This window comes from Maritimibacter alexandrii (genome assembly GCF_005871115.1).
GTDB classification, from domain to species: Bacteria; Pseudomonadota; Alphaproteobacteria; order Rhodobacterales; family Rhodobacteraceae; genus Maritimibacter; species Maritimibacter alkaliphilus.
On the sequence record NZ_SWKQ01000011.1, the window covers coordinates 384,158 to 410,431 of the forward strand.

The following is a 26,274-nucleotide window of genomic DNA, read 5'->3' on the forward strand; positions in this document are numbered from 1 at the left end:
CTCATGGTCACGATCATCCTCTTCGCGCCGCTGATCGGCGCCATCATCGCGGGCTTCGGCCACCGGATCATCGGGGACAAGGGCGCTCAGGTTCTGACGACCGGGCCTCTGTTCCTTGCGGCCCTTCTGTCGTGGATCGTGTTCCTGACCCATGACCCGGCGAACACCGAGCATGTGCAGATCCTGCGCTGGGTCGAAAGCGGGACGCTCAGCACCGACTGGTCGATCCGGCTCGACCGCCTGACGTCGATCATGCTGATCGTGGTCACCACGGTCTCGTCGCTCGTCCACCTCTATTCCATGGGTTACATGGCGCATGATCCGCAGTTCGAGGGCGAAAGCTATCGCCCCCGGTTCTTCGCCTATCTCAGCTTCTTCACCTTCGCGATGCTGATGCTGGTGACCTCGGACAACCTGCTCCAGATGTTCTTCGGGTGGGAGGGCGTCGGCGTCGCCTCGTACCTTCTGATCGGGTTCTACTACAGCAAGCCCTCGGCCAACGCCGCCGCGATCAAGGCCTTCGTCGTGAACCGCGTGGGCGACTTCGGCTTCGCGCTCGGTATCTTCGGGCTGTTCTTCCTGACCGACAGCATCCGCTTCGACGAGGTCTTCGCCGCCGCGCCGGGCCTTGCCGAAACCTCGATCACCTTCCTTTGGCGCGACTGGAATGCGGCCAACCTGATCGCCTTCCTGCTCTTCGTCGGCGCGATGGGCAAATCGGCACAACTCTTCCTGCACACATGGCTGCCGGACGCGATGGAAGGTCCGACCCCGGTGTCGGCGCTGATCCACGCCGCGACCATGGTGACCGCGGGCGTCTTCCTCGTCTGCCGCATGTCGCCGGTAATGGAATACGCGCCCGCCGCGACCAACTTCATCGTCTATATCGGGGCCTTCACCGCCTTCTTCGCGGCGACCGTGGGTCTGGTGCAAAACGACATCAAACGGGTGATCGCCTATTCGACCTGTTCGCAGCTCGGCTACATGTTCGTGGCGGCGGGCGTCGGCGCCTATCCGGTCGCCATGTTCCACCTGCTGACGCACGCCTTCTTCAAGGCGATGCTGTTCCTTGGCGCAGGCTCGGTCATCCACGGGATGCACCATGAGCAGGACATGCGGAACTACGGCGGGCTGCGCACCAAGCTGCCGCTCACGTTCTGGGCCATGCTGATCGGCACGCTCGCCATCACCGGCGTCGGCATCCCGCTGACGGCCATCGGGTTTGCGGGCTTCCTGTCGAAAGACGCGATCATCGAGGTGGCCTTTGCGGGCACGGACGGTGGCGTTGCCTTCTGGCTGCTCGTCATCGCGGCGCTGTTCACCAGCTTCTACTCGTGGCGGCTCATGTTCCTGACCTTCTGGGGCAAGCCGCGCGGCGACAAGCACACCCACGACCACGCGCATGAAAGCCCGGCGGTCATGACCATCCCGCTCGGCGTGCTCGCCATCGGCGCGGTGTTCTCGGGCATGGTGTTCTACAATTCGTTCTTCTACGACCACGACCGGATGAACGCCTTCTTCGGCCTGCCGGAGCATCATGCGGAAGCCACCGAGCACGGTGAAGAGGCCGGAGCCGGCGACCACGGCGAAGAGGCCGCGACGGATGAAGCCGCGCATGGCGACGAGGCGACGGATCACGCCATGGCGGGTAGCCACGGCGCGCCGCAGGGGGCCGTCTACTTCGGCCCCGACAACACGGTGATCGACGACGCGCACCATGTGCCGACCTGGGTCAAGGTCTCGCCCTTCATCGCGATGCTGCTCGGTCTGGCCACGGCATACTGGTTCTACATCGTGAACCCGTCGCTGCCGAAACGGCTCGCCGCGACGCAGCCGCATCTCTACCAGTTCCTGCTGAACAAGTGGTATTTCGACGAGATCTACGACTTCCTCTTCGTGCGGCCCGCCAAGGCCATCGGCCGCTTCCTGTGGAAGCGCGGTGACGGGGCGACCATCGACGGGGCGATCAACGGCGTGTCGATGGGGATCATTCCCTTCTTCACCAAGCTCGCGGGCCGCTGGCAGTCGGGCTACCTCTTCACCTACGCCTTCGCGATGGTGCTCGGCATCGTCGCCTTCGTGACACTCATGACGCTGACCGGCGGTGCGAACTGATGAACAACCTGCTTTCGATCATTACCTTCCTGCCGCTGGTGGCAGCCCTCATCCTCGCGCTGTTCCTGCGCGGTGACGATCCGGCGGCGCAGCGCAACGCGAAATGGCTGGCGCTCGCCGCGACCACGGCGACCTTCCTGATCTCGCTCGGCGTGCTCTTCGGCTTCGACCCGTCCGACACGGGCTTTCAGTTCGTGGAGGAAGCCGACTGGCTCATGGGTTTGAAATACAAGATGGGCGTCGACGGGATCAGCGTGCTCTTCGTCATGCTGACCACCTTCCTGATGCCGCTCACCATCGCGGCCTGCTGGAACGTGACGACTCGGGTGAAGGAATACATGATCGCCTTCCTCGTGCTTGAAACGCTCATGCTGGGCGTGTTCATGGCGCTGGACCTCGTGCTGTTCTACCTGTTCTTCGAGGCGGGCCTCATTCCGATGTTCCTCATCATCGGCATCTGGGGCGGCAAGAACCGCATCTACGCCGCGTTCAAGTTCTTCCTCTACACCTTCCTCGGGTCCGTCCTGATGCTGGTCGCGATGGTCTATATGTTCATGGAGGCCGGGACGACCGACATCCCGACCCTGCTGAACCACGCCTTCGATTCCACCACAATGCGCGTGCTCGGCATTACCGTGACGGGCGGGGCGCAGACGCTGCTGTTCGTCGCCTTCTTCGCGAGCTTCGCGGTGAAGATGCCGATGTGGCCGGTGCACACATGGCTGCCCGACGCGCACGTTCAGGCCCCGACGGCGGGCTCGGTCGTGCTGGCTGCGATCCTTCTGAAGATGGGCGGCTACGGGTTCCTCCGGTTCAGCCTGCCGATGTTCCCGGTCGGCTCCGACGTGATGGCGACCTTCGTGCTTTGGCTCTCGGCCATCGCGATCGTCTACACCTCGCTCGTCGCGCTGGTGCAGGAGGATATGAAAAAGCTCATCGCCTATTCGTCCGTTGCGCATATGGGCTATGTGACCGCCGGTATCTTCGCGGCCAACCAGCAGGGGATCGACGGGGCGATTTTCCAGATGATCTCGCACGGCTTCATCTCGGGCGCGCTCTTCCTGTGTGTCGGCGTGATCTACGACCGGATGCACACGCGCGAGATCGACGCTTACGGCGGCCTCGTGAACCGGATGCCGGCCTATGCGCTGGTGTTCATGTTCTTCACCATGGCGAACGTGGGCCTTCCGGGCACGTCGGGCTTTGTCGGTGAATTCCTGACGCTCGTCGGCATGTTCCAGGCCAACACTTGGGTCGCCGCCGTGGCGACCTCCGGCGTGATCCTGTCGGCGGCCTATGCGCTTTGGCTTTACCGCCGCGTGGTCATGGGCGATCTCATCAAGGAAAGCCTCAAGGCGATCACCGATATGAGCCGCCGCGAGAAATGGATCTTCGCGCCGCTCGTCGCGATGACCCTTCTGCTCGGCGTCTACCCGAGCCTCGTCACCGACATCATCGGCCCCTCGGTCGAAAACCTTCTGAACCACTACGAAGCCGCGCTTCCCGCGGTGGACGACGCCGCCACGGAAGTGGCTCAGGCAGCAGCGCATTGAGGACGTGAGAGTATGGCAACCGATCTTCAAACCATCCTGCCGGAACTGATCCTCGCGGTTTACGCGATGCTGGCGCTCGTCGGCGCGGTCTATACCGGCAAGGACAACCTCACCGGCCCGATCACATGGCTGACCGCCGGTCTCATGGCGGTTCTGGCGCTCTGGATCGGGACCGGCAGCGCCGGGTCGACGCAGGCGTTCGGCGGCATGTTCCTGTCCGATGCCTATGCCCGCTTCGCCAAGGTCGCGATCCTGATCGCGGGGGCGGCGGTGCTTTTGTCCGGGCAGGAAGCCGTGGCGCGCCGGGGTCTGGGCCGCTTCGAATATCCGCTTCTCATTGCGCTCGCGACGGTCGGCATGATGATGATGGTCTCGGCGGGTGACCTCATGTCGCTATACCTCGGTCTCGAGCTGCAATCGCTGGCGCTTTACGTGGTCGCGGCGATGAACCGCGACAGCGTGAAATCGACGGAAGCGGGGATGAAATATTTCGTGCTGGGCGCGCTGTCCTCGGGCCTTCTGCTTTATGGCGCGTCGCTCACCTATGGCTATGCCGGCACGACGCTGTTCTCGGGCATCATCGGCGCAGCGACCGGGGGGGAGATCAGCCTTGGCCTTCTCATCGGTCTGGTGTTCGTCTCGGCGGGTCTTGCGTTCAAAATCTCGGCGGTGCCGTTCCATATGTGGACGCCCGACGTCTACGAAGGCGCGCCCACCCCGGTCACGGCCTTCTTCGCCACCGCGCCCAAGCTGGCGGCCATGGGCCTCTTCGCCCGCGTGCTGTTCGATGCGTTCGGCGGCGTGATCGCGGACTGGCAGCAGATCATCTCGCTCATGGCGATCCTGTCGATGGCGCTGGGGGCCGTGGCCGCCATCGGGCAGACCAACATCAAGCGCCTGATGGCCTATTCGTCGATCTCCCACATGGGCTTCGCGCTCATGGGTCTGTCGGCAGGCACCGCGCTTGGCGTGCAGGCGATGCTGGTCTACATGGCGATCTACCTGACCATGAACGTCGGCACCTTCGCCTTCATCATGTCGATGGAGCGGGACGGAAAGCCGGTCACGGAAATCGCATCGCTTAACCAATTCGCCAAGGGCGAGCCGCTCAAGGCGCTGGCGATGCTGGTGCTGCTGTTCTCGCTCGCGGGCGTGCCGCCCATGGTCGGGTTCTTCGGCAAGCTTTACGTGCTTCAGGCCGCCGTGGACGCGGGCCTGACGTGGCTGGCCATCGGCGGCGTCATCGCCTCGGTCATCTCGGCGTTCTACTACCTGCGCATCGTCTATTTCATGTATTTCGGCCAGACCGAAGGGCAGGCGCAGGCGCCGATGTCGCCCGCGGCCTGGGTCGCGCTCATGGGGTCGGCGGCGATCATGGTGCTGGGGGTCGTGAACCTCTTCGGTATCGAAACCGCCGCCGCGCAGGCCGCGCAGGCGCTGGTCAACTGAGCCGGCATTGCCCGAACGCAATATCCGGGGCCTGTGGGAAATGACCCGCGGGCCCCGTCTTTATCCGGAGACCTGAGTGTGAGCGGAGACTGGCCCCACGGCTACGGCTACCTGCCCTTGGGCGAGGTCACCTCGACATTGGACGAGGCGCGGGCGCGTGTGGGCGAGATGTCGGGGCCGACATGGATCACCGCGACGCACCAGACCGCCGCGCGTGGGCGGCGCGGTCGGCCATGGTCGAACCCCGCCGGCAATTTCGCGGGCACTCTGGTCCTGCCGAACCTGACCGACCCCGCGTCCGCCGCGCTGCGCTCGTTCACCACCGCGCTCGCGCTGGACGAGGCGCTGACGACGCTTACCGGACGGCCCGAAGCCTTCGCGCTCAAATGGCCGAACGACGTGCTTCTGAACGGCAGCAAACTTGCCGGGATATTGCTTGAAAGCCTGACCGAGCGGGGGCACCTGACAGGACTCGTCATCGGGATCGGCGTGAACCTCGCCTCGGCCCCGGACCCCGGTGCGCTGGAACCCGGTGCGCTGGCGCCGGTGTCGCTCATGGGGGAGACCGGGTTGTCGGTGACCCCCGACGATTTTCTCGAGGCTCTGGCACCGGCTTTCGCCCGGTGGGAGGCGCAGTTGCGTCAATACGGCTTCGCGCCGATCCGCACCGCATGGCTCGCCCGTGCCGCCCGCATCGGAGAGACCGTGACCGCGCGCTTGCCGGGCGACGAGATCACCGGCACATTCCGCACGGTGGACGAAGCGGGCCATCTTGTCCTATCCACGCCCAAAGGCGAACGCGCCATCGCGGCGGGGGATGTGTTTTTCTGACGGCCGGGAGGCGCCGATGCTGCTCACCATCGATTGTGGCAACACCAATACCGTGTTCACGCTGTGGCAGGGGGACGAGGTGCTGTGCACCCTGCGCACCTCGACCGCCCACCAGCGCACGGCGGACGCATACTGGGTCTGGTTCTCGACCCTGGTGAAGCACCACGGGATCGACCCCAAGGTCGAGGGCGTCGTCATCTCGTCCACCGTGCCGCGCGTGGTGTTCAACCTGCGCGTCTTCACCGACCGCTTCTTCAATCTGCGCCCGCTTGTGGTGGGGCGGCCAGACTGCCTGCTGCCCATCGACGTGCGGGTGGATGCGGGCACGCAGGTCGGCCCCGACCGTCTGGTCAACACCGTGGCAGGTTACACCCAGTATGGCGGCGACCTCATCATCGTGGATTTCGGCACCGCGACGACCTTCGACGTGGCCGACAGCGACGGGGCCTATATCGGCGGCGTCATCGCGCCGGGCGTGAACCTGTCGCTCGAGGCGCTGCACATGGCCGCCGCCGCGCTGCCGCACGTGGACATCACGCACCCCGACAAGGTCATCGGCACCAACACGGTGGCCTGTATGCAATCGGGGATCTTCTGGGGCTATGTCGGCCTCATCAAGGAAATCTCCAGCAGGATCATGGAAGAACGCGACCGCGAGATGAAGGTGATCGGCACCGGGGGCCTCGCCCCTCTGTTCCAGTCCCACGCGCCCGTGTTCGACCGGTTCGAGGACAACCTGACCATGCATGGTCTCAAGGTGATCTACGAACACAACAGAGAGCAGGGTACCCTATGAGCAAGAACCGTTTGATCTACCTGCCCCTCGGCGGCGCGGGCGAGATCGGGATGAACGCCTATGTCTACGGCTACGGCGCGCCGGGCAAGGAGCGCCTGATCCTCGTGGACCTCGGCGTCACCTTCCCGGATATGGAGACGACGCCGGGCGTCGACCTCATCATGGCGGACGTGTCTTGGCTGGTCGAGAATCGCGACCGGCTGGAGGCGATCTTCATCACCCATGCGCATGAAGATCACGTGGGCGCCATCGGGCGGCTGTGGTCGGAACTGCGCGTGCCGGTCTATGCGCGCGCCTTCACCGCGCATCACGCACGGCGCAAGATGGAGGAGGCGGGGCAGGACCCGGACGAGGTCATCACCGCCGGGGCCTATCCCGAAAAGATCGAGGTCGGGCCGTTTAAGGTGGCCTTCGTGCCGATCAGCCATTCGATCCCCGAAAGCGCGGGGCTGGTGATCGACACGCCTGCGGGACGGATCGCGCATTCCGGCGACTTCAAGATCGACCTCGAACCGGGCGTCGGCGAAGCCTTCGACGAGGCGATCTGGCGCGAGGCGACGGGGGGCCGCGTGCGGGCCTTCATGTGCGACTCGACCAACGTGTTCTCGCCCAAACCCGGCCGGTCCGAGGCCGAGCTTGGCCCCGAAATCACCAAGCTGGTGGCGGATGCGCCGCATATGGTGGTGGCGACGACCTTTGCCTCCAACGTGGCGCGGGTGAAGACGCTCGCAGAGGCCGGGCAGGCCGCTGGCCGGTCGGTCTGTCTTCTGGGCCGTGCCATGCGGCGTATGATCGAAGCCTCGGTCGACACCGGCGTGCTTACGGATTTCCCCAAGACGGTCACGCCGGAAGACGCCCGCGACATCCCGCGCGAGAGCCTGATGCTGATCGTGACCGGGTCTCAGGGCGAGCGGCGGGCGGCCACCGCGCAGCTGTCGCGCGGCAAGTATCTGGGGCTGGAGATGAAAGAGGGCGACACGTTTCTGTTTTCCTCCAAGACCATTCCAGGGAACGAACGCGGCGTGATCCGCATTCTGAACGCCTTTTCCGAAATGGGCGTGGATATCGTGGCGGATGACGACCGCTATCACGTTTCGGGCCACGCCAACCGCCCCGATCTGGAGCGGATGCACCGGATCGTGGGGGCCGAGACCGTGGTGCCGATGCACGGCGAACACCGTCATCTGCGCGAACACGCGAAACTCGCCAAGGCGAACGGGTTCCAGTCGATCGTGGCGGTGAACGGCGCGATGGTCGATCTGACCGGGGCCGCGCCCCATGTGGTCGAACATATCGAGGCGGACCGGGTGTATCTGGACGGCAAGGTCATCATCGGTGCGCTGGACGGGATCGTGCGCGACCGCATCCGCATGGCGTTGAACGGTCACGTCATCGTCAACGCGATCATCGAGGACGACGCGGCCCTCGGCGATCCGTGGGTCGAGGTCATGGGTCTGCCCGAAGTCGGCGAGAGCCGTGCGCCGCTGGTCGATGTGCTGGAAGAGGATCTGGGTCAGTTCCTGGGTCGTGCGGGCCGCAAGACGCTGGCGGATGACGACAAGCTGGAAGAAGAGCTGCGCCGCATCGCGCGCAAGGTGACGCAGGACGAGATCGGCAAGAAGGCCGAGGTCACGGTCGTCATCTCGCGTCTGGAAGAGTAGGGTCGGCACGCGGTGCGGGGCCAGGGCCCCGCGCAGGTTTTGCGCCGCCCCGCCTGCGGCGGGCCGTCGCGGTAGGGGGCCAGCCCCCTTGGCCTCATTTGCAGGCAAATGAGGCCCACCCCCGAGGTTTCTTGAAACAGAGAACAGGGACTTAGCGCGCGGCGCAGACGGTGACGCGTTTGCCCGTCCAGCAGCCGCCCGCGCCCATGGTCAGGTCGTCGCCGAGGTAGCCTTGGGCATGGGTGGCGCCGGGGGTGCCGTTCCAGTGGGCCTGAGCGGTGCCGTCGCCCGCCGGGCTGACTTCGGCGAAGTAGTCGCCCAGATAGATGTCACGGTCAGTGTTGATCCAGAAGCGCCCGGTGCCGTCGTTCTCCATCCAGATCGGACAGGTGCCGTTTCGCATGTCGAGATAGGTCGTGCCGTCGACGACGAGCTTGCAGGAGCCCTTGATGACATAGGGATCAGCGGTGGCGGTGGTTGCGCAGAGGGTCGTCGCCACGGCGAGGATGGCGTGCAGGGGCAGGGGGCGCGGCATGGGTGTGGTCCGGGAAATGGGTTAACGATACCCGGACTATACGCGCGGCTATGACCTTGGCGAGCGGTTTCGCTCAGGCCGCCGCTTCGAGCGCCGCGACGGTCTCGGCCAGCCTGTCGGACAGCGGGCCGGGGCGGATCTCGGTCAACCGGTCGGCCAGTTGGCGGTAGTACCAAAGCGTGCCCGTGCGTTTCGCGGTGAACCGGTCGAATACGCCGGGGCCCTGTTCGCGAAGATCGGTCAAGATGGCGGTGGCGTTGTGCAGCTTGTCGCAACTGGTGACGAGCAGCGCGTCCTCGCCCTTGGTGGCGAGCGAGGCGATGTAGCGATCCTTGCGCCACTGCCAGTCCTCCTTGTCCTGCTGGACCGAGTCGGAACAGGCGAGCACGATGTCGGCCACGCGGGCGCCATAGGTGGCGCGGATCATGTCGGCGGTGTCCTGCCCGCCCTGATCCTCGACCGCGTCGTGCAGAAGGCCCGCGATCGCCTGATCCTCGTCCCCGCCGTATTCGATGACGAGGGCCGAGACAGCCATGAGGTGAGAGATATAGGGGATGCCCGAGCCTTTGCGGGTCTGCGTGCGGTGCAGACGCGCGGCGAGGCTCAGAGCGTTTTCAAAACGATCTGTCAGCATGGGTTTTCCAATGATGTTGGGAGATGAGCGTTGCGCTCACCTTCAACATGGGGCCGTGCCGGGCAGGGGTCAACCCCTGCGCGTCAGGACCGACGTTCTTCGAAGCTCTTGGCGATGAAGTCGGGCAGGTGGTCGCCCATGCCTGTCGGGGCCTCGTCGCGGCGACCGCCACGGCCCGAGGGCTTCCCGCGCGAACGGGTGTCGGACCGGGATTTGGATGCGTCTTCCGACTTGGCGGGTGCTTCGTCGCGGGCCGGTTTTTCGTCACGGGCCGGTTTGTCTTCGCGCGCGGGCTTGTCCGACGGCTTCGACCGCGCGGATTTCTTCTCAGGCTTCGGGGTCTCTTCCACCGGAGCGTCGCCCAGCGGGCTTTCGATGCGCGGGATTTCCTTTTCGATCAGGCGTTCCACTGCGTCGAGGTTCTTTTCGTCGCGCGGCTCGCAGATCATCACGGCCTTGCCCTTGCGCCCGGCGCGGCCCGTGCGGCCGATCCGGTGAACGTAGTCCTCGGCATGGCCCGGCACGTCGAAGTTGAACACGTGGCTGACGGCGGGCACGTCGAGGCCGCGGGCGGCCACGTCGGAGGCGACGAGGAAGCGCAGGGTGCCGTCGCGAAAGCCCTGCAAGGTCTCCATTCGCTTGGACTGGTCCAAATCGCCGTGGATCTGGGCCGCGTCATAGCCGTATTTCTTGAGGCTCTTGGCCACCACGTCCACGTCCATCTTGCGGTTGCAGAAGATGATGGCGTTGGTGCAGGCCTCGCCCTCGCGGTCGATCAGCGCGCGCAGAAGCCTACGCTTTTCGGTGGCCGCGCGGTCGCGGCGCGAGGCTTTGAACTTGCAGACTTCCTGCGCGATGTTCTCGCCGGTGGTCGCCTGACGCGCCACTTCGACGCGGGCCGGGTTGGACAGGAAGGTGTTGGTGATGCGCTCGATCTCGGAGGCCATGGTAGCGGAGAAAAACAGCGTCTGGCGGGTGAAGGGCACGAGGCCGAAGATGCGTTCGATGTCGGGGATGAACCCCATGTCGAGCATCCGGTCGGCTTCATCCACCACCATGACCTGCACTCCGGTCAAAAGCAGCTTGCCACGCTCGAAATGGTCGAGCAGGCGGCCGGGCGTGGCGATCAGCACGTCGACGCCGCGGTCGATCAGCTGGTCCTGTTCCTTGAAGCTCACGCCGCCGATCAGCAGCGCCTTGGTCAGCTTCACGTGCTTGGCGTAGGTGTCGAAGTTTTCGGCGACCTGCGCGGCGAGTTCCCGCGTCGGGCACAGCACCAGTGACCGGGGCATACGCGCACGGGCGCGGCCACGGGCCAGCATGGCAATCATCGGCAGGGTGAACGAGGCGGTCTTGCCCGTCCCGGTCTGGGCGATCCCCAGCACGTCGCGCCCTTCGAGCGCGGGCGGAATGGCGCCGGCCTGAATCGGGGTGGGGGTCTCATAACCCGCCTCTTCGACGGCTTTGAGAACTTTCGGGCTAAGGTTCAGATCGGAGAATTTTGTCAATGACGGGTCCTTCGCGTGAGTTGGCGGCTGTCTGGCCGCTTCACTCCGCGCGGCCCGCCCGACCGGATTGCCGGGCATCCTTTGGGCGGTTCTCTACGCGTCCGCGCATGAAAGGTCAAGAAAGGCTCGTGTCGGGAACAGCCGCGCGTGCGATCACGTTGGTTCAGGATGACAAAAGAGGAAAAAGGAAGACAGCCATGATCAAGAAACACGGATTCGCAGAGTGGAGCGGCGGGCTTCAGGACGGCACCGGCACGGTTTCGACGCAAAGCGGCGTGCTGAACGCGGTGCAATACGGCTTCAACAAACGCTTCGGGGATGAGCCGGGCACCAACCCCGAGGAACTGATCGGCGCGGCCCATGCCGCCTGTTTCTCGATGGCCCTGTCCAACATTCTGGGCGAGAGCGACATCGTGCCCGACAAGATCGAAACGACGTCGACCATTCACCTCGACATGAGCGATGGGCCGAAGGTCGTGAAGGCGCATCTGGATGTGAAGATCAAGGCGCCGGGCGACAAGGACAAGGTGATGGAGGCCGCGAAAAAGGCCGAGCAGGGCTGCCCGATCAGTCAGCTTCTGGATTGTGAAATCACGATGGATGCCGAGATCGAGTGATCTCGCGCCTCACAGGTCGGCGATCCGTGCCCCGCGCAGGATCGCCGCCTGCCACGTCTCGGGGTCTTCGACGAGTTCGAGCGCGCCGATGACGGAAATGCGCTGGCCTTCTTCGATCAGCACGTCCTCGTCCAACTGGATCTGGAGCGATGCGCCATGGTCGGGCTGGCCGCAGAACGGGCAGTCGCCCATATCCGACACCAACAGCAGATCGCGGCCGGCGACGCCCGGAAACATCGGCACGGCATAGCCGGTGATGTGGAATTCCTGCGCGCCGTTGCGGATGGCGTTCGGATAGGTCTTTTTGACAGTATAGCTCGTGTCCGAAATGATCTCGTCCACCTCGATGGCGGCCAGCAGCGCCCAAGGGTCGTCATTGGCCCAAAGCGGCGTGGTCGGAACGGCGAAGGGTGCGAGAGCGAGCAGGCTGGTGGAGCGCATGTGGGCCTCAGGAAAGGTCTGTTGCCAGCACCTTAGGGTGGCGCGGTCCTGGGGCAACGCCGAATTTCCGGGCGGGCGGCTTTCCGCCGGGTCAGGTGAGCCCGACCGCCGGGGGCAGGTCGTCGTTGTCGAGGGCTTCGGGCTCGGCTGCCACCGCGCGGATGCGGGCCTTCAGCATCGCGGGCCCGCCGCCTTCGGCCCAGAGTATCGACAGGGCCAGCCGGAACCGTGGCGCGCGGTTTGCGCGGTCGTCGATTTCGGTCAGGAGGTCGGTGCCATGACTGTCCATCAGTTCCTGCAATGGGCCTGCCGCCACGATCTCGAGATCCTCGGGGTCGTCGCAGGCCGCAAGCACCGCGCAGATCGCATCGAGCGCGAGGTCCGGTTTTCGCTGGATCAGGGCTTCGAGCAGAAGATCGGTCCAGTAGTCGGGGTGAGCGTCGAAAGCCTCGGTTTCATAGGTCGCGCGTAGGAAATCGAGGTAGCGCGCACCGAACCGGTCGAGCGGCAGGTCGCCGTCGGGAAGGCTGTCGTCGGTCACGCCGAGGGCGTCGGCGATGAAATGGCGGTCAATGGCTGTCATCTGTGCAGGCCTACGTGATTGAGGGCGACAAGGCGAGAGGTGGATTTGCGAACGCGCCTGTCCGAAGTAACGTCGGGCAAAGTACGGAGGTTGCATGGGCGACGATATAGACGTGCGCCGGCTGGGGCCGGTCGATATCGAGGCGATCCTTTCCAGCGACGCCTTCGATCATCCGGCCCGGCCGGATCAGACCCGCGCCTTTCTGGACGCGCCCGAAACCGCGATCATCGGCGCCCTCGACGGCGACCGGATGATCGGGTTCGCCAGCGCGACGGTGCTTTTGCACCCCGACAAGCCGCCGATGCTGTTCGTGAACGAGGTCGGGGTGAACGAAGGGTTCCGCAAAAGGGGCATCGCCACGCGGCTGGTCGAAGCATTGATCGACTGGGCGCGCGCCTATGGGTGCGAGGGCATCTGGCTCGCCACGGAAGAGGACAACGCCGCGGCGCGCGCGCTCTACCGCAAACTGGACGCGCGCGAGACGACGGGGGTCGTGGTGTTCGACTGGGACGGCGCGCTGGAGCGTTAGGGGGCCGACAGGCTTGGATGAAGCGCGGGGATGTATCCGCCCGCAAGCGCGGCGACCGTGGGGGCGGGGGTCAGCGCGGTGACCTCGCAGTGCGGGCGCGTGGCGCGGTCGCGGTAGCCGCCGGGGGTGAAGCGCCGGATGGAACCGCCCTGCACGATCCACGGCGCGCCCTCATGCCGGATGAAGGCCCCGTCGGGCAGGGTGCCTGCCTGCGCGACATGGGTGACCTGCGTGCGGTCACGCCGGACCCGCGCCTGGTGCAAAGCCCGGTCGATCTGCGGTGCACGGTCGATGCCCGACGCCCTGCGGAACGCGTCGAAGGCGTCGCGGCGGCAGTAGCCGCACGGCCGATGCCCGGCGGCGAGCGCCACCGCTTCGTCCAGAAAGAACAGGGGCGTCCAGGCGTTCTGCGGCTGCGGCCCGTGATAGCGTCCGCGCGGGTGCTCCAACGTGCAGATGATCCACGCGTGGTGCGACCAGCGCCGTGCGCCCAGCCTCCCGGTGTCGTCGAAGGTGAGGATACCCCGGTTCCCCGTGAAGCTGCCCCGCGCCGGGTCGGCGACGATCCTGCCGTCCGGCATCACACGGTTCTGAAGCGCCACGTTCCCTCCGGCCTTGGTGTCCAAGTCTCCCGGCACCGCGCGGGGAGGTCACTCCCCATGCAATTCCTTCGTCGCGGTCAGGGTCAACTCGGGATAGTCCCGTTCGACCCGGTCGATGTCCCATTGCAGGCGCGTCAGGAAGACCGGGTCGCCGTCGTTGTCATACCCGATGTGCTGCTTGTTCGCCTCGACCAGCTTGTCCTGTGCGGCCTTGGGGCCAGAGAACCAGCGGGCGGATTTGAACTGCGTCGCTTCGAAGCGGACGGGGATGCCGTATTCCAGCTCGATCCGGCTTGCGAGCACCTCGAACTGAAGCTGGCCGACGACGCCGACGATGAAGCCGGAGCCGATCATCGGTTTGAACACCTTGGCCGCGCCTTCTTCCGCGAACTGCATCAGCGCCTTTTCGAGGTGCTTGGCTTTCATCGGGTCGGTCGCCCGGACGCCTTGCAGCAATTCCGGCGCAAAGGACGGGATGCCGGTGACGCGCAGCGCCTCACCCTCGGTCAGGGTATCCCCGATGCGCAGCTGCCCGTGGTTCGGGATACCGATGATGTCGCCCGCCCAAGCCTCTTCCGCCAACTCGCGGTCGGAGGCCAAGAACATCACCGGGTTCGAAATCGCCATCGGTTTCTTGGACCGCACATGCATCAGCTTCATGCCGCGCTTGAAATGGCCCGAGGCCATGCGCACGAAGGCCACGCGGTCGCGGTGCTTGGCGTCCATGTTCGCCTGCACCTTGAAGACGAAGCCCGCGACCTTGTCCTCCTCGGGGGCGATCTGGCGCGGCTCGGCGGATTGCGGCTGCGGCTCGGGGCCATATTCCGCGATCCCGTCCATCAGTTCCTTGACCCCGAACGAGTTGATGGCGGAGCCGAACCAGATCGGCGTCATCTGACCCGCCATCACTTCGGCCGGGTCCATCGCGGGCAAGAGTTCGCGCGCCATCTCGACCTCTTCGCGCAACTTCTCGAGCAGATGAGCGGGGACGAGTTCGGCGAGTTTCGGATCGTCCAACCCGTCTATCTTGATCGACTCGGCCACCTTGTTGCGGTCGGCCCGGTCCATCAGCTCCAGCCGGTTGTGCAGCATGTCGTAACAGCCCAGAAAATCGCGGCCCACACCGATGGGCCACGAGGCGGGCGTCACGTGGATCGCCAGCATTTCCTGAATTTCGTCGATGATCTCGAACGTGTCGCGGCTTTCGCGGTCCATCTTGTTACAGAAGGTCAGGATCGGCAGGTCGCGCATCCGGCAGACCTCGAACAGCTTCTGGGTCTGGCTTTCCACGCCCTTGGCCCCGTCTATCACCATGACGGCAGCGTCAACGGCGGTCAGCGTGCGATAGGTGTCCTCGGAAAAGTCCGAGTGGCCGGGGGTGTCGACCAGATTGAAGCGGAACTTGCCGAAGTCGAACGACATCGCCGAGGCGGACACCGAAATGCCCCGGTCCTTTTCCATCTGCATGAAGTCCGAGCGCGTGCGCCGCGCCTCGCCCTTGGCGCGCACCTGTCCGGCCATCTGGATCGCGCCACCGTAAAGCAGGAACTTCTCGGTCAGCGTCGTCTTGCCCGCATCGGGGTGCGAGATAATGGCGAAGGTGCGCCGCCGAGCGATTTCGGCGGGCAGGTTCGGGCGGTTGGGTGTGGCGGCGTCCAGCATGGGGCGGGATATATCCTTGGCCCCTCGCGCAAACAATGGGCCTTTCAGCGCGTCATGCGCCGGGCGACGTCCGCGTTTTTTGTACCGATTGTTTCAAATGCCGCACCAATTCCGCATTTCAGCCAGATTCCCCCACTAGTTCGTACACAGCGAAACGAAAGAAACGAACAATTTCGTTCGACAAGAGCAGAACTAAAGAGGCAGTCATGGAACGCATCATTCGTGCAGGCGCGCTTGTGGTCCTGATCGCGGGGGCTTCGGGGTGCACCGCGACCAAACAGGCGCTCGAGCTTTACGACCGGGCGACCGAATTCAACCGGATCGAAGACCTGAACGACTCGCTCGGCGCCAGCGCGGCGGCCGACATCGCGGCACGCTCCGGCACGGCGATCTACACCGGGCAGACCGGCTTCGGCGGCATGGTCGACGACACGAACAACGTGGTCATCAGCGCCCCGATTTCCCTGACCGCCGATTTCGACCGGCTCACGGTCGAGGGCGAGATCACCGACATGATGGTCAGCGAATTGACCGACACCGAAATCGCGGACCTGAGGGCGGGGCGGGCCAAGATCAGCACGATCCTCAAATCGGGCAAGGCCGCGACCGGGACGATCGAACTGGCGGGCACCATCGGCGGGGCCGACATCGTCGTCGAAACCTCCGGCACGGCCCAGACCAGCAGCGATGCCTATGACGTGTCCGGCGACGTCGCCGGGACGTTCCGCGGCTCGGACGCGCAGGGCATCGCGCTGGACGAAACCGAAAGCTTCCGCGTGACCAAGAACGGCACGGCGCTGCAACGCTCGATCTTTCAGGCCGAACTCGAAGCCGAGTGACGCCGGGAACGCGGCGCGGGTTCAGGCGTTCTTCTGTGAAAAGGAAAGTGCCCATGACCCGCGATCACGGACCCAGCATCAAGGACGACGAAACCTATCAGGCCCTGCGCGACGACGGCGCGAGCAAGGAAAAGGCGGCCCGTATCGCCAATGCCCGTGCGAACGACGACATGCATCCGTCGAAGAAGGGCGGCGAGGCTGCGGCATACGAGGACTGGACGAAAGACGAGCTGTATGACCGGGCGAAAGAGATCGGCATCGACGGCCGTTCCGACATGACCAAGGCCGAATTGATCCGTGCGCTCCGGCGTCACTAGGCCAGCCCCCATATCTTGCGTTTCCGACGCAGGAAAAACCCAAATGCCACGACCTGTGGCCATTTGATCCATCCCTGTCGTTTTGGATTGACCGGTTCGCGTGCTCGGCTAGCGTTACGTCAATTCAACAACCAGAAGGGGACATCATGAAACTCATTCGTACTGCATTCCTCATGGGCACGGCGGCTGTCGCCCTGTCCGGCTGTGCCGCGCTTTCGGTGCTGACTCAGGCGCAGAACTTCGCCGAGGTGAAAGACCAGGTCGACGCGCTGTCCACCACCACGACCATGCCGACCAGCGGGTTCGCCGTTTACGAAGGCAACACCGTGATCGGTGCCGATTACGGCTCCAACGACAACGTCGTGCTTCTGGGCGACGCCGAACTGACCGCGACCTTCACGTCGACGGGCGGCACGATGGTCGGCACGCTCGACAACTTCTCGGGCCTCGTGCTGACCGACGCACAGCGCACCCAAGTCGAGAACGGCAACGTACCGGACGACATCATAAGCGCGGCCAAGAGCGCCTCGGGCGATGTCGCGATCACGGGTGGTGTCATCGCAGGCTCGGCCGTCGCCGCGAACTCGTCGGGAACCGTGCGCATGGACGGCAGCGATTTCGCCGTGTCCGGCAACGTGATCGGGGAATTCCGGGGCACTGACGCCGCGGCCGTTCAGCTGACCGAAGGCGCCACCTTCAACATGACCCGCGACGGGGTGAACCCGACGACCGGCTCCACGATCGAGGTCGATGCGGTTCAGTAAGGCCGCTCGACACGACGGGAAACGAAACGGCGGCCCATCGGGGTCGCCGTTCTTCGTTCAGTTCGACGAGATCCGCCGCAACACCTCGACCGCGTCGCCGCGTCTGAGCAGGTCTTTCTCGCGCAATTCGAAGGCGTCGAGCGCGGCCTGTTTCGGCGGCAGCGCCGACAGACGCTCGGCCACCGCATCGGGCAGGGTGGCGCGCGTCACGGTGTCGGCGAACAAGCTCTCGGACGCGATCCCTTCGGCATAGATGATCTCGTGCTGGTCGAAGAGCACCTGAACGTAATCCACGAACCCGCCCGGCGTCTGCGTCACGGTCGTGCCGTTGACCAGCAACCCGGCCTTCACCAGAAGCTCGCGCTGACCCACGCCAAGCGCCGAGATACGCTGGTAGATGAACAGACGGTGGTTCGGGCTGACGATCAGGTCGTTCACGTTATGGAGCGCCCCGGCGGCAATGCGGATCGGGGCGAAAGCCCCTTCGGCCCGCACGGTCTGCATCCCGACCCAACGCACCTCCTGCGCGCCGGAATCGCGGGTCAGCACGCGGTCGCCGGGCTTCAGATCCTCGACCGCAACCTGCCGCCCGTTGGCCATGGTGATATGCGTGCCGCGCGTAAAGGAAACGGTGGCGGCCTCGGCCAGACGCTGCCGCCCGTTTTCGCGGTCGATGGTGACGAGCGTGTAGGGCGTGCGCGGGGCGAGCGGGGCGAGCGGGTGCAGATAGACCTCGGCGATCGTGCCGCTTTCCCCCTCGACTTCGACGAGGATCAGCGCCTCGACCGTTTCGCCGTCGGGCGACATATAGGTCACGAGACTGTCGATGAAGACGGACGCTCCGGGGGTGCCGACCGAGGTGGCTTCGCCCAGCGTGCAGGGCCCGTCCCCGGCCATCGCCAGCGACAGGTGAACGGGTGCGGCATCCGCCGCAAGTTCGTAGGAATCGTCGGGAACGAGGTCCGCGGCATCGGTCAGCGCGTCGCCCTCGTTGACCCCGTGGGTCACACGGAACGCGCGTGACGGATAGACCATCAATTGCCGGACCGGCAGGTGATCGTAGAGGTCTTTCGACATGGCAGCTTCCCCGGCGGGCAATTCGCCCCCGCAACATTCCTGGCGCGCCCCCACCGCCAGACTTGAAGTTAGGGCCGAGAGACAGCTTTGGTCAACAAATCCTTGTTTTCGCACCGCTTTGGCCTTGAAAGGCAGGTGTATTGTCGCTGTTTGGGAAACAGATGTCGCAACGCAGCGGATTTGGCGCGGTGCCGTGGGCATGGGCGAATCGCGCGCGCGGTGCTAGCCAAAGCCTCAAACAGACGGAGGGTCACATGGATTTCGGTATCAAGGGTAAACGGGCGCTGGTCTGCGCGAGTTCCAAGGGTCTCGGGCGCGGCTGCGCCGAGGCGCTGGCCGGTGAGGGCGTGAACCTCGTCATCAACAGCCGCACCGCCGACGTGCTGGAGCGGACGGCGCAGGAGATTCGCGATCAGTACGGGGTCGAGGTGATCGCCGTGGCGGCCGACATCACGACCGAGGAAGGCCGGGCCAAGGTGCTGGAGGCCGCCGGGCAGATCGACATTCTCGTCAACAACGCGGGCGGCCCACCGCCGGGTGTCTGGACCGACTGGGACCGCGACGATTTCATCAAGGCCCTGGATGCCAACATGCTGACGCCCATCGCGCTCATCAAGGCGCTGGTGCCGGCGATGATGGAGCGGGGCTGGGGCCGGGTGGTCAACATCACCTCGCGCGCCGTGCGTGCGCCGCTGGCACCGCTCGGCCTTTCCAACTCGGCGCGCGCGGGCTTGACCGGGTATGTCGCCGGAACTTCGCGCCAGATCGCCAAGTCCGGCGTGACGATGAACAACCTTCTGCCCGGGATGCACGACACCGACCGGGTGAAGTCGCTGGACGAAAACGCCGCCAAGGCGCAGGGCATCAGCTTCGACGAGGCGCGCGCCAAGCGGATTGCGGGCAGCGTCATGGGGCGCGACGGCACGCAGGACGAATTCGGTGCGGCCTGTGCGTTCCTGTGCTCGACGCAGGCCGCCTTCATCACCGGCCAGAACCTGCTTGCCGATGGCGGCGAGGTGAACCTCACGATGTGAGGACGCCCTGCGACCAGTGGCCGCCCCTTTCACCGGGGACGGTGCGCTTGCCGCTGGCCGCGCCGCCTGCTATCTGCCTGTAAGTCCGATGGTTTTCATCGGATATAAGAGGCTCACTTTGACCGAGGCACCCCGGCTCGAAATCACCAGCATCACCCGCCGGTTCGGCGGGCGTCCGGTCGTGGACGACGTGTCGCTCACGGTGATGCCGGGGCAGGTGACATGCCTTCTGGGGCCGTCGGGCTGCGGCAAGTCCACCACGCTCAGGATCATCGCCGGGGTCGAACGCGCCGACGAGGGCGAGATCAGGATGGACGGCAAGCTGATCGCGGGGGGCGGCGTTCTCGTCCCGCCCGAAGCGCGCGGCACCGGGCTCATGTTTCAGGATTTCGCCCTGTTTCCGCATCTGTCGGTCGGCGACAACGTGGCCTTCGGCCTGTCGGGGACGCGGACCGAGAAGCGTCTCAGGGTGCGGGAACTGCTCGAAAAGGTCGGGCTGCACCGCTACGTCGACAATTTCCCGCATGAACTGTCGGGCGGCGAGCAGCAGCGCGTTGCACTTGCCCGCGCGCTGGCTCCGCGTCCCAAGATCATGCTGATGGACGAGCCGTTCTCGGGCCTCGACAACCGCCTGCGCGACGGGATTCGCGACGAAACGCTTGCGGTTCTGAAGGACGAGGGGACGGCGGTTCTGCTGGTCACTCACGAGCCGGAAGAGGCGATGCGCATGGCCGACGAGATCGCGCTCATGCGCCGGGGCCGGATCGTGCAGCGCGGCGCGCCCTACAACATCTACAACGCGCCGGTCGACCGCGAGGCGGCGGCGTTCTTCTCGGACGTGAACGTCATCAAGGGCGTGGTGAAGGGCGCTTTGACCCACACCGCGTTCGGCCAGTTCCTCGCCCCCGGTTACCCGGACGGGGCCGAGGTCGAGATCGTGATCCGGCCCCAGCACCTGAGAATCGACTTCGACCGGGGCGGGCAGGGACCTGCGCCCACCCCGGACCACGGCGTCTGGGCCCCCGCCACGGTCGCGCGCGCGCGGTTCGTCGGCACCGAATCCATCGTCGATTTCGTGATGGAGGATGCCTCGACCCTCAAGGCGACCGTTCCGAACGTGTTCCTGCCGAAACCGGGCACGACGCTCTGGGTCGCGATCCGCCGGGATCGCTGTTTCGTGTTCCCGGCAGGCGGCAAATCCGCGCAGCGGTAACGATCCCGTGCATTTTATTGCTCATGCGGCCCCTTTGGGGGTTTGATCTTTTCGGGCAAACCAATAAATACGGTGAACGCAAGGGGCGCGGGAGATGAGCGCCCCGAAAGGGAGACTTCCAATGCTGAACAACATCGGGCTTCCGGGCCTCATCCTGATCGCGGTCGTGGTGCTCGTGCTTTTCGGTCGCGGCAAGATCTCGTCGCTGATGGGCGAAGTGGGCAAAGGCATCACCTCGTTCAAGAAAGGCATCGACGACGGCAAGGCCGAGATCGAGAACGAGAAAGCTGACAGCGCGCGCGACGTGACGCCCGAGGGCGAGAAAGACAAGGCCTGAGCCTCATTCTTCCCGTCTGACAAAGGGCACAGTCCATGCTCGACATCGGTATGACCGAGCTCTTGCTCATCGGCATCGTCGCGCTGATCGTGGTGGGGCCGAAAGACCTCCCCGGCATGTTTCGCACGCTAGGCCGTTTCACCGCCAAGGCACGCGCCTTGGGGCGCGAATTCACGCGCGCGATGAACGACGCGGCGGACCAGTCCGGGATGAAAGAAGCGGCCGACGGGCTAAAGGCCGCGGCCAATCCCAAGAAATTCGGAATGGACAAGCTGACCGAGGCGGCCTCGAATTTCGAGAAATGGGACCCGATGAAGCCTTCGGGCAAGGCGAAAGACGACAGCCCCAAGATCGTTGACCCTGAGCGTGAGGCCGACGTGGCCAAGATCCGCGAAGCGACGCGCAAGGCGGGTCAGGCCAAACTCGACGCCGAAAAGGCCGCGAAAGAGGCCGAGGCGGAGGGCGAGGCGAAGCCGGCCGCGAAGAAAGCCCCGGCCAAGAAACCCGCCGCCAAGACGACGACCGCGCGCAAGACTACCAAGGCCGCGCCCGCCACGTCGCCGGCTGCGAAGAAGCCGGCCGCGAAAAAACCTGCGGCCAAAACGGCCACCGCGAAATCCGCGACGACGGCCAAGAGCACGACATCCAAGACCCCGGCGAAAAAGCCCACCGCGAAATCGACGCCTGCGAAAACTCCGGCCACGAAGCCCGCGGCCAAGGCCCCGGCGAAAAAGACGACGCCGCGCAAAGCACCCGCCAAGAAGGCTGCCTCTGAATGAGCGACACCGACGAGATGGAGGCCAGCTCGGCCCCGCTGATCGAGCATCTGGCCGAACTGCGCACCCGTCTGATCTATTCCGTCCTCGCCTTCATCGTGGCGATGGTGATCTGCTTCACCGTCTGGAACCCGGTGTTCAACTTCCTGACGCAACCGCTGTGCGAAGCGCAGTCTGCTGCCGGGGACGACTGCGGCCTGATCCTCATCAAGCTGCAAGAGGGCTTCTTCCTCGCCGTGTCGATCTCGCTTTTGGGCGGGCTCGTCCTGTCCTTCCCGATCATCTCCTACCAGATGTGGCGCTTCGTGGCGCCGGGCCTTTACAAGAACGAAAAATCGGCCTTCCTGCCGTTCCTGTTCGCCTCTCCCGTCATGTTCTTCCTCGGCGCGGCCTTCGCGTTCTACGTGGTCACGCCGCTGGCTTTCGACTTCTTCTTGGGGTTCCAGCAGGACGGCACGCTCACGAGCGATGGCGACATCACCAACACGACGGCAGGCGTCGCCTTTCAGGGGTCGGCGCAGGAATACCTCAAGCTCACGATCAAGTTCATCGTCGCCTTCGGGCTGTGCTTCCAGCTTCCCGTGCTGCTTACGCTGATGGGCAAGGCGGGGCTGGTATCGTCCAAGGGCCTGCGCTCGATGCGCAAATATGCGGTGGTCGGCATTCTGGTGCTCGCCGCCCTCGTCACCCCGCCGGACGTCATCACGCAGGTGATCCTGTTCGTCGTGGTTTACGGCCTTTACGAAATTTCGATCCAGCTCGTGAAGCGGGTCGAAAAGCAGCGTAAGGAAAAGCTTCAGGCCGAAGGTCTGTGGTTCGAGGATGACGAGGAAGAGGCGGACGACCCGCTCATCGCCGAGTTCGACGAAGAAGACGGCACGGTCAAGACCGACGACGACCCCGGCGCGGTCAACAAGGACTGATGACGGACGAGGCGCTCACCCGCATCGCCGAGGCGTTGGAACGGATCGCGCCGGCCCCGCTGGCCGCGCCCGATTTCGACGGGGCCGATGCCTTCGTCTGGCACACCGACCCGGATCGGCTGGTCCCCGTCGCGCGGGTCAACCGCGTCGACATAGCCCTTCTGATCGGGGTCGACCGCGCCCGCGACACGCTTCTCGCCAATACGCAGCAGTTCGCGCGCGGCCTGCCTGCGAACAATGCGCTTCTCTGGGGCGCGCGCGGTATGGGAAAAACGTCTCTCGTCAAAGCGGTGCATGCCACAGTCAATGTGGACAACCCGGTGAAGATCGTCGAGTTGCAACGCGAGGATCTGCCGAGCGTCGGCCGCCTGCTTGCCCATCTTCGCAGCAGCGATCACCGCTTCATCCTGTTTTGCGACGACCTGTCGTTCAGCCATGACGACGAGCATTACAAAAGCCTCAAGGCGGTGCTCGACGGCGGGATCGAGGGGCGGCCCGAGAATGTGGTGCTCTACGCCACCTCGAACCGCCGCCACCTGATGCCCCGCGACATGATCGAAAACGAACGCTCCACCGCGATCAGCCCGTCCGAGGCGACCGAGGAGAAGGTGTCGCTCTCGGACCGCTTCGGTCTCTGGCTGGGCTTCCACCCCTGTTCGCAGGACGAATACCTCGCCATGATCCGTGGCTATTGCGATGCACACGGCGTGACTATCGACGACGACGATCTGCGCGCGCAGGCGATCGAATGGCAGGCGACGCGCGGCGGCCGCTCGGGCCGCGTCGCTTGGCAGTTCTTTCTCGATCTGGCCGGGCGGGTGGGCGTCAAACTGCCACAGTGATCGTTTACTCACCACCTGTGCCTTGCAAATCGTGAACCGAAATATAACCTCTGGCGTAATGGGTTAGACCGCAGCCACTGCCAGCGGTCTTAATGACTTTGGGGAATCATCATGGATGATCTGACCGTCCGACAGGCGTCCCGCGCCTATAACGAGAAGAACGACGCGCTTGCGTTCTTCAGCCTCGGCACGAACTTTCTGGTCTACTTCGGCTCGCTCTATCTGGCGATTCAGGCCGCGAACCTCGGCCTGTGGTGGCTCTACGCCCCGCTGGTGGTCGTCGTGGCCGTGTCGTCGGGGCGGCTTTACGTGCTCGAACACGATTTCGGCCATCTCAGCTTCTTCTCGAAGAAACGCTGGAACGTGCTGGCGGGCCATGCCGTGTCGCCGTTCACCTTGGCCGAATTCTACACGATGCAATACAACCACGATGAGCATCACCGCCAGATCGGCAACCTCGAACACCGCGAGGCGGGCGAGATTTTCACCATGACGGTGCGTGAGTGGAACGAGGCGGGATTCTGGAAGCGGCTGTACTACCGCCTCTACCGCAACCCCTTCGTGCTGATCCCGCTTGGTGCCTTCTACACCTACTTCCTCGTCTGGCGGTTCCCGAAAAACACCATGAAGGTCGCGCCGAAATCGGTGCTGATCCACAATATCGTGCTGTTCGCGTGGTGGGGCCTCGTCTACCTGCTCGCGGGTTGGACCGGCGTGCTCACGATCTGGCTGTCGGTGTTCATCGCCGGGTGTCTTGGCGTGTTCCTCGTCTATCTCCAGCACAATTTCGAGGATACCTATTGGGATCGCCGCCCCGACCTCAGCTTCGATCAAGCCGCGCTTCAAGGCGCATCCTGCCTGTCCTTCGGGACGTGGTTCGATGAGGCCGTGGCGAACATCACCAAGCACGACATCCACCACCTGAACGCCTCGATCCCCTGCTACAAGCTGCGGCAGGCGCACCGGGAGCTCGAAGACATCTTCCCGCTACGCCGGATTTCCTTCCGCGAGGCGCTGCATGCCTTCACGCTGAAGCTCTGGGACGAAGAGACCGATCAACTCGTCCCGTTCCCCAAGGAACGGCAGATGGCGGTTGCGGCGACCCCAGCGGAATAGACCAGACCCCACAAAGAAAAAGCGGCGTCCCTCGGGGCGCCGCTTCTCGTTTCAGGGCAGGTCACGCCCCTTCTCTGGTCCGAAAATACCTCGGAGGGGGTTCTGGGGGAGGCTGGCCTCCCCCAACGGATCGGATTTCGCGGCAGCGAAATTCGAAATCAGGCCAGCGCGCCCTCGGCGGTGATCCGGGTCTTGCCGCCAAGGTAAGGATGCAGCACGCCCGGCAGCGTGACCGAGCCATCCGCTTCCTGCCCGTTCTCCAGCACCGCGATCAGGCAGCGCCCGACGGCCAGACCCGAACCATTCAGCGTATGCACGTATTCGGGTTTGGCCCCCGCTTCGGGCCGGAACCGCGCGTTCATCCGCCGCGCCTGAAAATCGCCCGTTGTCGAGACCGAGGAAATCTCGCGATAGGTGTTCTGACCCGGCAGCCAGACCTCGATGTCGTGCGTGCGCCGGGCACCGAAGCCGATGTCGCCGGTGCAGAGCTTCACGGTGCGGTAGGGCAGGCCAAGGCGTTCAAGAATATCCTCGGCGCAGCGCGTCATGCGCTCGTGCTCGGCCTCGCTGTCCTCCGGCTTCGTCACCGACACCATCTCGACCTTCTCGAATTGGTGCTGACGCAACATCCCCGCCGTGTCTTTGCCCGCGCTGCCCGCTTCCGAGCGGAAGCACTGCGTATGCGCCACGTAGCGGCGCGGCAGGTAATCGGCGGAAATCGTCGCGCCGTTCACGATGTTGGTCAGCGTCACCTCGGCGGTCGGGATCAGCCACCAGCCGTTCGTGGTCTTGTAGCTGTCCTCACCGAATTTGGGCAGTTGCCCGGTGCCATACATCATCTCTTCACGCACGAGGACGGGCGTGATCGTCTCGGTCAGCCCGTTCTCGTCCACATGCGTGTCGATCATGAATTGCGCCAGCGCCCGGTGCAGCCGTGCCACCGCGCCCGACAGCACCACGAAGCGCGAGCCGGAGAGTTTGGCGGCGGTCTCGAAATCGAGCCCGTCCTGAACGGCGGCAAGGTCATAGTGCTCCTTGGGTGTGAAGTCGAAGACGCGCGGGGTGCCCCAACGCCGAATCTCCACGTTGTCGTCCTCGTCCGCCCCGTTCGGCACGTCGTCGGCGATGACGTTGGGCAGGGTCATGAGAAGCTGGGTCAACTCCTCGTCCTTCGCCTTGGCTTCGTCGTTCAGCGCCGCGATATGCTTTTTCTTTTCCGCCACTTCCGCGCGCAGGCGTTCGAATTCCGCCTCGTCGCCGGAGGCTTTCGCGGCCCCGATCGCCTTGGCCGCCTTGTTGGCCTCGGCCTGTTCGGTCTCGGCTTTCAGGATCGCGGCCCGGCGCGCCTCGTCGATGGCCAGAACCTCGGCCGACACGCCGGACAACCCGCGACGCGCCATGGCGGCGTCGAAAGCTTCGGGATTGTCGCGGATGGTGCGAATGTCGTGCATCTTGGGCGGTCCTTGTCTGCGTTCGGCGTGGTTATGCCCGAAGCCGTGGCGGGACGCAAAGGGCGAAAG

The 26,274-nt window shown here is 64.8% G+C and carries 27 protein-coding genes; 18 read left to right on the forward strand and 9 right to left on the reverse strand.

Annotated elements, in window-relative coordinates; all coding sequences use genetic code 11:
* The first annotated feature begins 3 nt into the window (after positions 1-3).
* From nuoL to FCT00_RS09985, 6 genes are all read left to right on the forward strand, one after another.
* Positions 4-2,115 (forward strand): NADH-quinone oxidoreductase subunit L, encoded by a 2,112-nt coding sequence (nuoL, locus tag FCT00_RS09960; RefSeq protein WP_138422874.1) that lies wholly within the window; start codon positions 4-6, stop codon positions 2,113-2,115.
* Positions 2,115-3,668 (forward strand): NADH-quinone oxidoreductase subunit M, encoded by a 1,554-nt coding sequence (locus tag FCT00_RS09965; protein ID WP_138422875.1) that lies wholly within the window; start codon positions 2,115-2,117, stop codon positions 3,666-3,668. The genes nuoL and FCT00_RS09965 overlap by 1 nt, the downstream gene beginning before the upstream one ends.
* Positions 3,669-3,680: 12 nt before the next feature.
* On the forward strand, positions 3,681-5,117 hold the full coding sequence (nuoN, locus tag FCT00_RS09970; RefSeq protein ID WP_138422876.1) for an NADH-quinone oxidoreductase subunit NuoN: 1,437 nt from the start codon (positions 3,681-3,683) through the stop codon (positions 5,115-5,117).
* Between the two features lie 72 nt (positions 5,118-5,189).
* Positions 5,190-5,948, forward strand: coding sequence for a biotin--[acetyl-CoA-carboxylase] ligase (locus tag FCT00_RS09975; RefSeq protein ID WP_040885368.1), 759 nt, complete (start codon positions 5,190-5,192; stop codon positions 5,946-5,948).
* A gap of 16 nt (positions 5,949-5,964) precedes the next feature.
* The gene (locus FCT00_RS09980) at positions 5,965-6,744 is read left to right on the forward strand and encodes a type III pantothenate kinase (protein WP_138422877.1); all 780 of its coding nucleotides are present in this window, start codon (positions 5,965-5,967) and stop codon (positions 6,742-6,744) included.
* A complete protein-coding gene (locus FCT00_RS09985; protein ID WP_138422879.1) occupies positions 6,741-8,405 on the forward strand; it encodes a ribonuclease J in 1,665 nt (554 codons plus the stop codon). The genes FCT00_RS09980 and FCT00_RS09985 overlap by 4 nt, the downstream gene beginning before the upstream one ends.
* 151 nt (positions 8,406-8,556) lie before the next feature.
* Here the strand turns inward: FCT00_RS09985 and FCT00_RS09990 are convergent, their stop codons facing one another.
* The 3 genes from FCT00_RS09990 to FCT00_RS10000 all read right to left on the reverse strand — a co-directional run bounded on the left by FCT00_RS09990 (position 8,557) and on the right by FCT00_RS10000 (position 11,082).
* Positions 8,557-8,940 (reverse strand): hypothetical protein, encoded by a 384-nt coding sequence (locus FCT00_RS09990; RefSeq protein WP_138422880.1) that lies wholly within the window; start codon positions 8,938-8,940, stop codon positions 8,557-8,559.
* A 73-nt stretch (positions 8,941-9,013) separates the two neighbouring features.
* On the reverse strand, positions 9,014-9,574 hold the full coding sequence (locus tag FCT00_RS09995) for an HD domain-containing protein (RefSeq protein WP_138422881.1): 561 nt from the start codon (positions 9,572-9,574) through the stop codon (positions 9,014-9,016).
* 83 nt (positions 9,575-9,657) lie between these two features.
* Positions 9,658-11,082 carry a DEAD/DEAH box helicase gene (locus FCT00_RS10000; RefSeq protein WP_138422882.1) on the reverse strand — a complete coding sequence of 475 codons (1,425 nt, stop codon included), beginning with the start codon at positions 11,080-11,082 and terminating at the stop codon, positions 9,658-9,660.
* A gap of 197 nt (positions 11,083-11,279) precedes the next feature.
* Between FCT00_RS10000 and FCT00_RS10005 the strand changes: the two genes are divergently transcribed.
* On the forward strand, positions 11,280-11,699 hold the full coding sequence (locus FCT00_RS10005; protein ID WP_138422884.1) for an OsmC family protein: 420 nt from the start codon (positions 11,280-11,282) through the stop codon (positions 11,697-11,699).
* 9 nt (positions 11,700-11,708) lie between these two features.
* Here the strand turns inward: FCT00_RS10005 and FCT00_RS10010 are convergent, their stop codons facing one another.
* Together FCT00_RS10010 and FCT00_RS10015 are read right to left on the reverse strand one after the other, a co-directional pair.
* Positions 11,709-12,140 (reverse strand): hypothetical protein, encoded by a 432-nt coding sequence (locus FCT00_RS10010; protein ID WP_138422885.1) that lies wholly within the window; start codon positions 12,138-12,140, stop codon positions 11,709-11,711.
* A gap of 91 nt (positions 12,141-12,231) precedes the next feature.
* Positions 12,232-12,723 carry a DUF6869 domain-containing protein gene (locus FCT00_RS10015; RefSeq protein WP_138422886.1) on the reverse strand — a complete coding sequence of 164 codons (492 nt, stop codon included), beginning with the start codon at positions 12,721-12,723 and terminating at the stop codon, positions 12,232-12,234.
* A 94-nt stretch (positions 12,724-12,817) separates the two neighbouring features.
* On the opposite strand from FCT00_RS10015, the gene FCT00_RS10020 reads away from it, so the two are divergent.
* Positions 12,818-13,252: a GNAT family N-acetyltransferase gene (locus tag FCT00_RS10020; protein ID WP_138422888.1), complete on the forward strand. Its 435-nt coding sequence runs from the start codon at positions 12,818-12,820 to the stop codon at positions 13,250-13,252.
* On the opposite strand, the gene FCT00_RS10025 is transcribed toward FCT00_RS10020, so the two are convergent.
* Both FCT00_RS10025 and FCT00_RS10030 read right to left on the reverse strand, forming a co-directional pair.
* Positions 13,249-13,854, reverse strand: coding sequence for a hypothetical protein (locus FCT00_RS10025; protein ID WP_138422890.1), 606 nt, complete (start codon positions 13,852-13,854; stop codon positions 13,249-13,251). The genes FCT00_RS10020 and FCT00_RS10025 overlap by 4 nt on opposite strands.
* A gap of 48 nt (positions 13,855-13,902) precedes the next feature.
* A complete protein-coding gene (locus FCT00_RS10030; RefSeq protein WP_008327969.1) occupies positions 13,903-15,516 on the reverse strand; it encodes a peptide chain release factor 3 in 1,614 nt (537 codons plus the stop codon).
* 206 nt (positions 15,517-15,722) lie between these two features.
* Between FCT00_RS10030 and FCT00_RS10035 the strand changes: the two genes are divergently transcribed.
* The 3 genes from FCT00_RS10035 to FCT00_RS10045 all read left to right on the forward strand — a co-directional run bounded on the left by FCT00_RS10035 (position 15,723) and on the right by FCT00_RS10045 (position 17,436).
* The gene (locus tag FCT00_RS10035) at positions 15,723-16,355 is read left to right on the forward strand and encodes a hypothetical protein (protein WP_138422892.1); all 633 of its coding nucleotides are present in this window, start codon (positions 15,723-15,725) and stop codon (positions 16,353-16,355) included.
* Between the two features lie 53 nt (positions 16,356-16,408).
* The gene (locus FCT00_RS10040; RefSeq protein ID WP_138422893.1) at positions 16,409-16,672 is read left to right on the forward strand and encodes a DUF7218 family protein; all 264 of its coding nucleotides are present in this window, start codon (positions 16,409-16,411) and stop codon (positions 16,670-16,672) included.
* 146 nt (positions 16,673-16,818) lie between these two features.
* Positions 16,819-17,436 carry a HupA family protein gene (locus FCT00_RS10045; protein WP_138422895.1) on the forward strand — a complete coding sequence of 206 codons (618 nt, stop codon included), beginning with the start codon at positions 16,819-16,821 and terminating at the stop codon, positions 17,434-17,436.
* 57 nt (positions 17,437-17,493) lie between these two features.
* On the opposite strand, the gene FCT00_RS10050 is transcribed toward FCT00_RS10045, so the two are convergent.
* Positions 17,494-18,513, reverse strand: a complete 1,020-nt coding sequence (locus FCT00_RS10050; RefSeq protein ID WP_138422896.1) for a Hint domain-containing protein — start codon at positions 18,511-18,513, stop codon at positions 17,494-17,496.
* 254 nt (positions 18,514-18,767) lie between these two features.
* Between FCT00_RS10050 and FCT00_RS10055 the strand changes: the two genes are divergently transcribed.
* The 7 genes from FCT00_RS10055 to FCT00_RS10085 all read left to right on the forward strand — a co-directional run bounded on the left by FCT00_RS10055 (position 18,768) and on the right by FCT00_RS10085 (position 24,754).
* Positions 18,768-19,547 carry an SDR family oxidoreductase gene (locus FCT00_RS10055; protein WP_138422897.1) on the forward strand — a complete coding sequence of 260 codons (780 nt, stop codon included), beginning with the start codon at positions 18,768-18,770 and terminating at the stop codon, positions 19,545-19,547.
* A gap of 88 nt (positions 19,548-19,635) precedes the next feature.
* Entirely contained in the window at positions 19,636-20,760 is a 1,125-nt protein-coding gene (locus FCT00_RS10060; protein WP_138422898.1) for an ABC transporter ATP-binding protein, read from the forward strand.
* A 121-nt stretch (positions 20,761-20,881) separates the two neighbouring features.
* Positions 20,882-21,097, forward strand: coding sequence for a twin-arginine translocase TatA/TatE family subunit (locus FCT00_RS10065; protein ID WP_008328002.1), 216 nt, complete (start codon positions 20,882-20,884; stop codon positions 21,095-21,097).
* 35 nt (positions 21,098-21,132) lie between these two features.
* Complete coding sequence (tatB, locus tag FCT00_RS10070; protein ID WP_138422900.1) at positions 21,133-21,876, forward strand: Sec-independent protein translocase protein TatB; 744 nt, start codon at positions 21,133-21,135, stop codon at positions 21,874-21,876.
* Positions 21,873-22,796, forward strand: coding sequence for a twin-arginine translocase subunit TatC (tatC, locus tag FCT00_RS10075; protein ID WP_138422901.1), 924 nt, complete (start codon positions 21,873-21,875; stop codon positions 22,794-22,796). Before tatB ends, tatC begins: the two co-directional genes overlap by 4 nt.
* A complete protein-coding gene (locus FCT00_RS10080; protein ID WP_138422903.1) occupies positions 22,796-23,638 on the forward strand; it encodes an ATP-binding protein in 843 nt (280 codons plus the stop codon). Before tatC ends, FCT00_RS10080 begins: the two co-directional genes overlap by 1 nt.
* A gap of 111 nt (positions 23,639-23,749) precedes the next feature.
* Positions 23,750-24,754 (forward strand): fatty acid desaturase, encoded by a 1,005-nt coding sequence (locus FCT00_RS10085; protein WP_008328009.1) that lies wholly within the window; start codon positions 23,750-23,752, stop codon positions 24,752-24,754.
* A gap of 158 nt (positions 24,755-24,912) precedes the next feature.
* Here FCT00_RS10085 and serS read toward each other — a convergent pair whose 3' ends face one another.
* Entirely contained in the window at positions 24,913-26,205 is a 1,293-nt protein-coding gene (gene serS / locus FCT00_RS10090) for a serine--tRNA ligase (RefSeq protein WP_138422904.1), read from the reverse strand.
* Positions 26,206-26,274 lie beyond the last annotated feature (69 nt).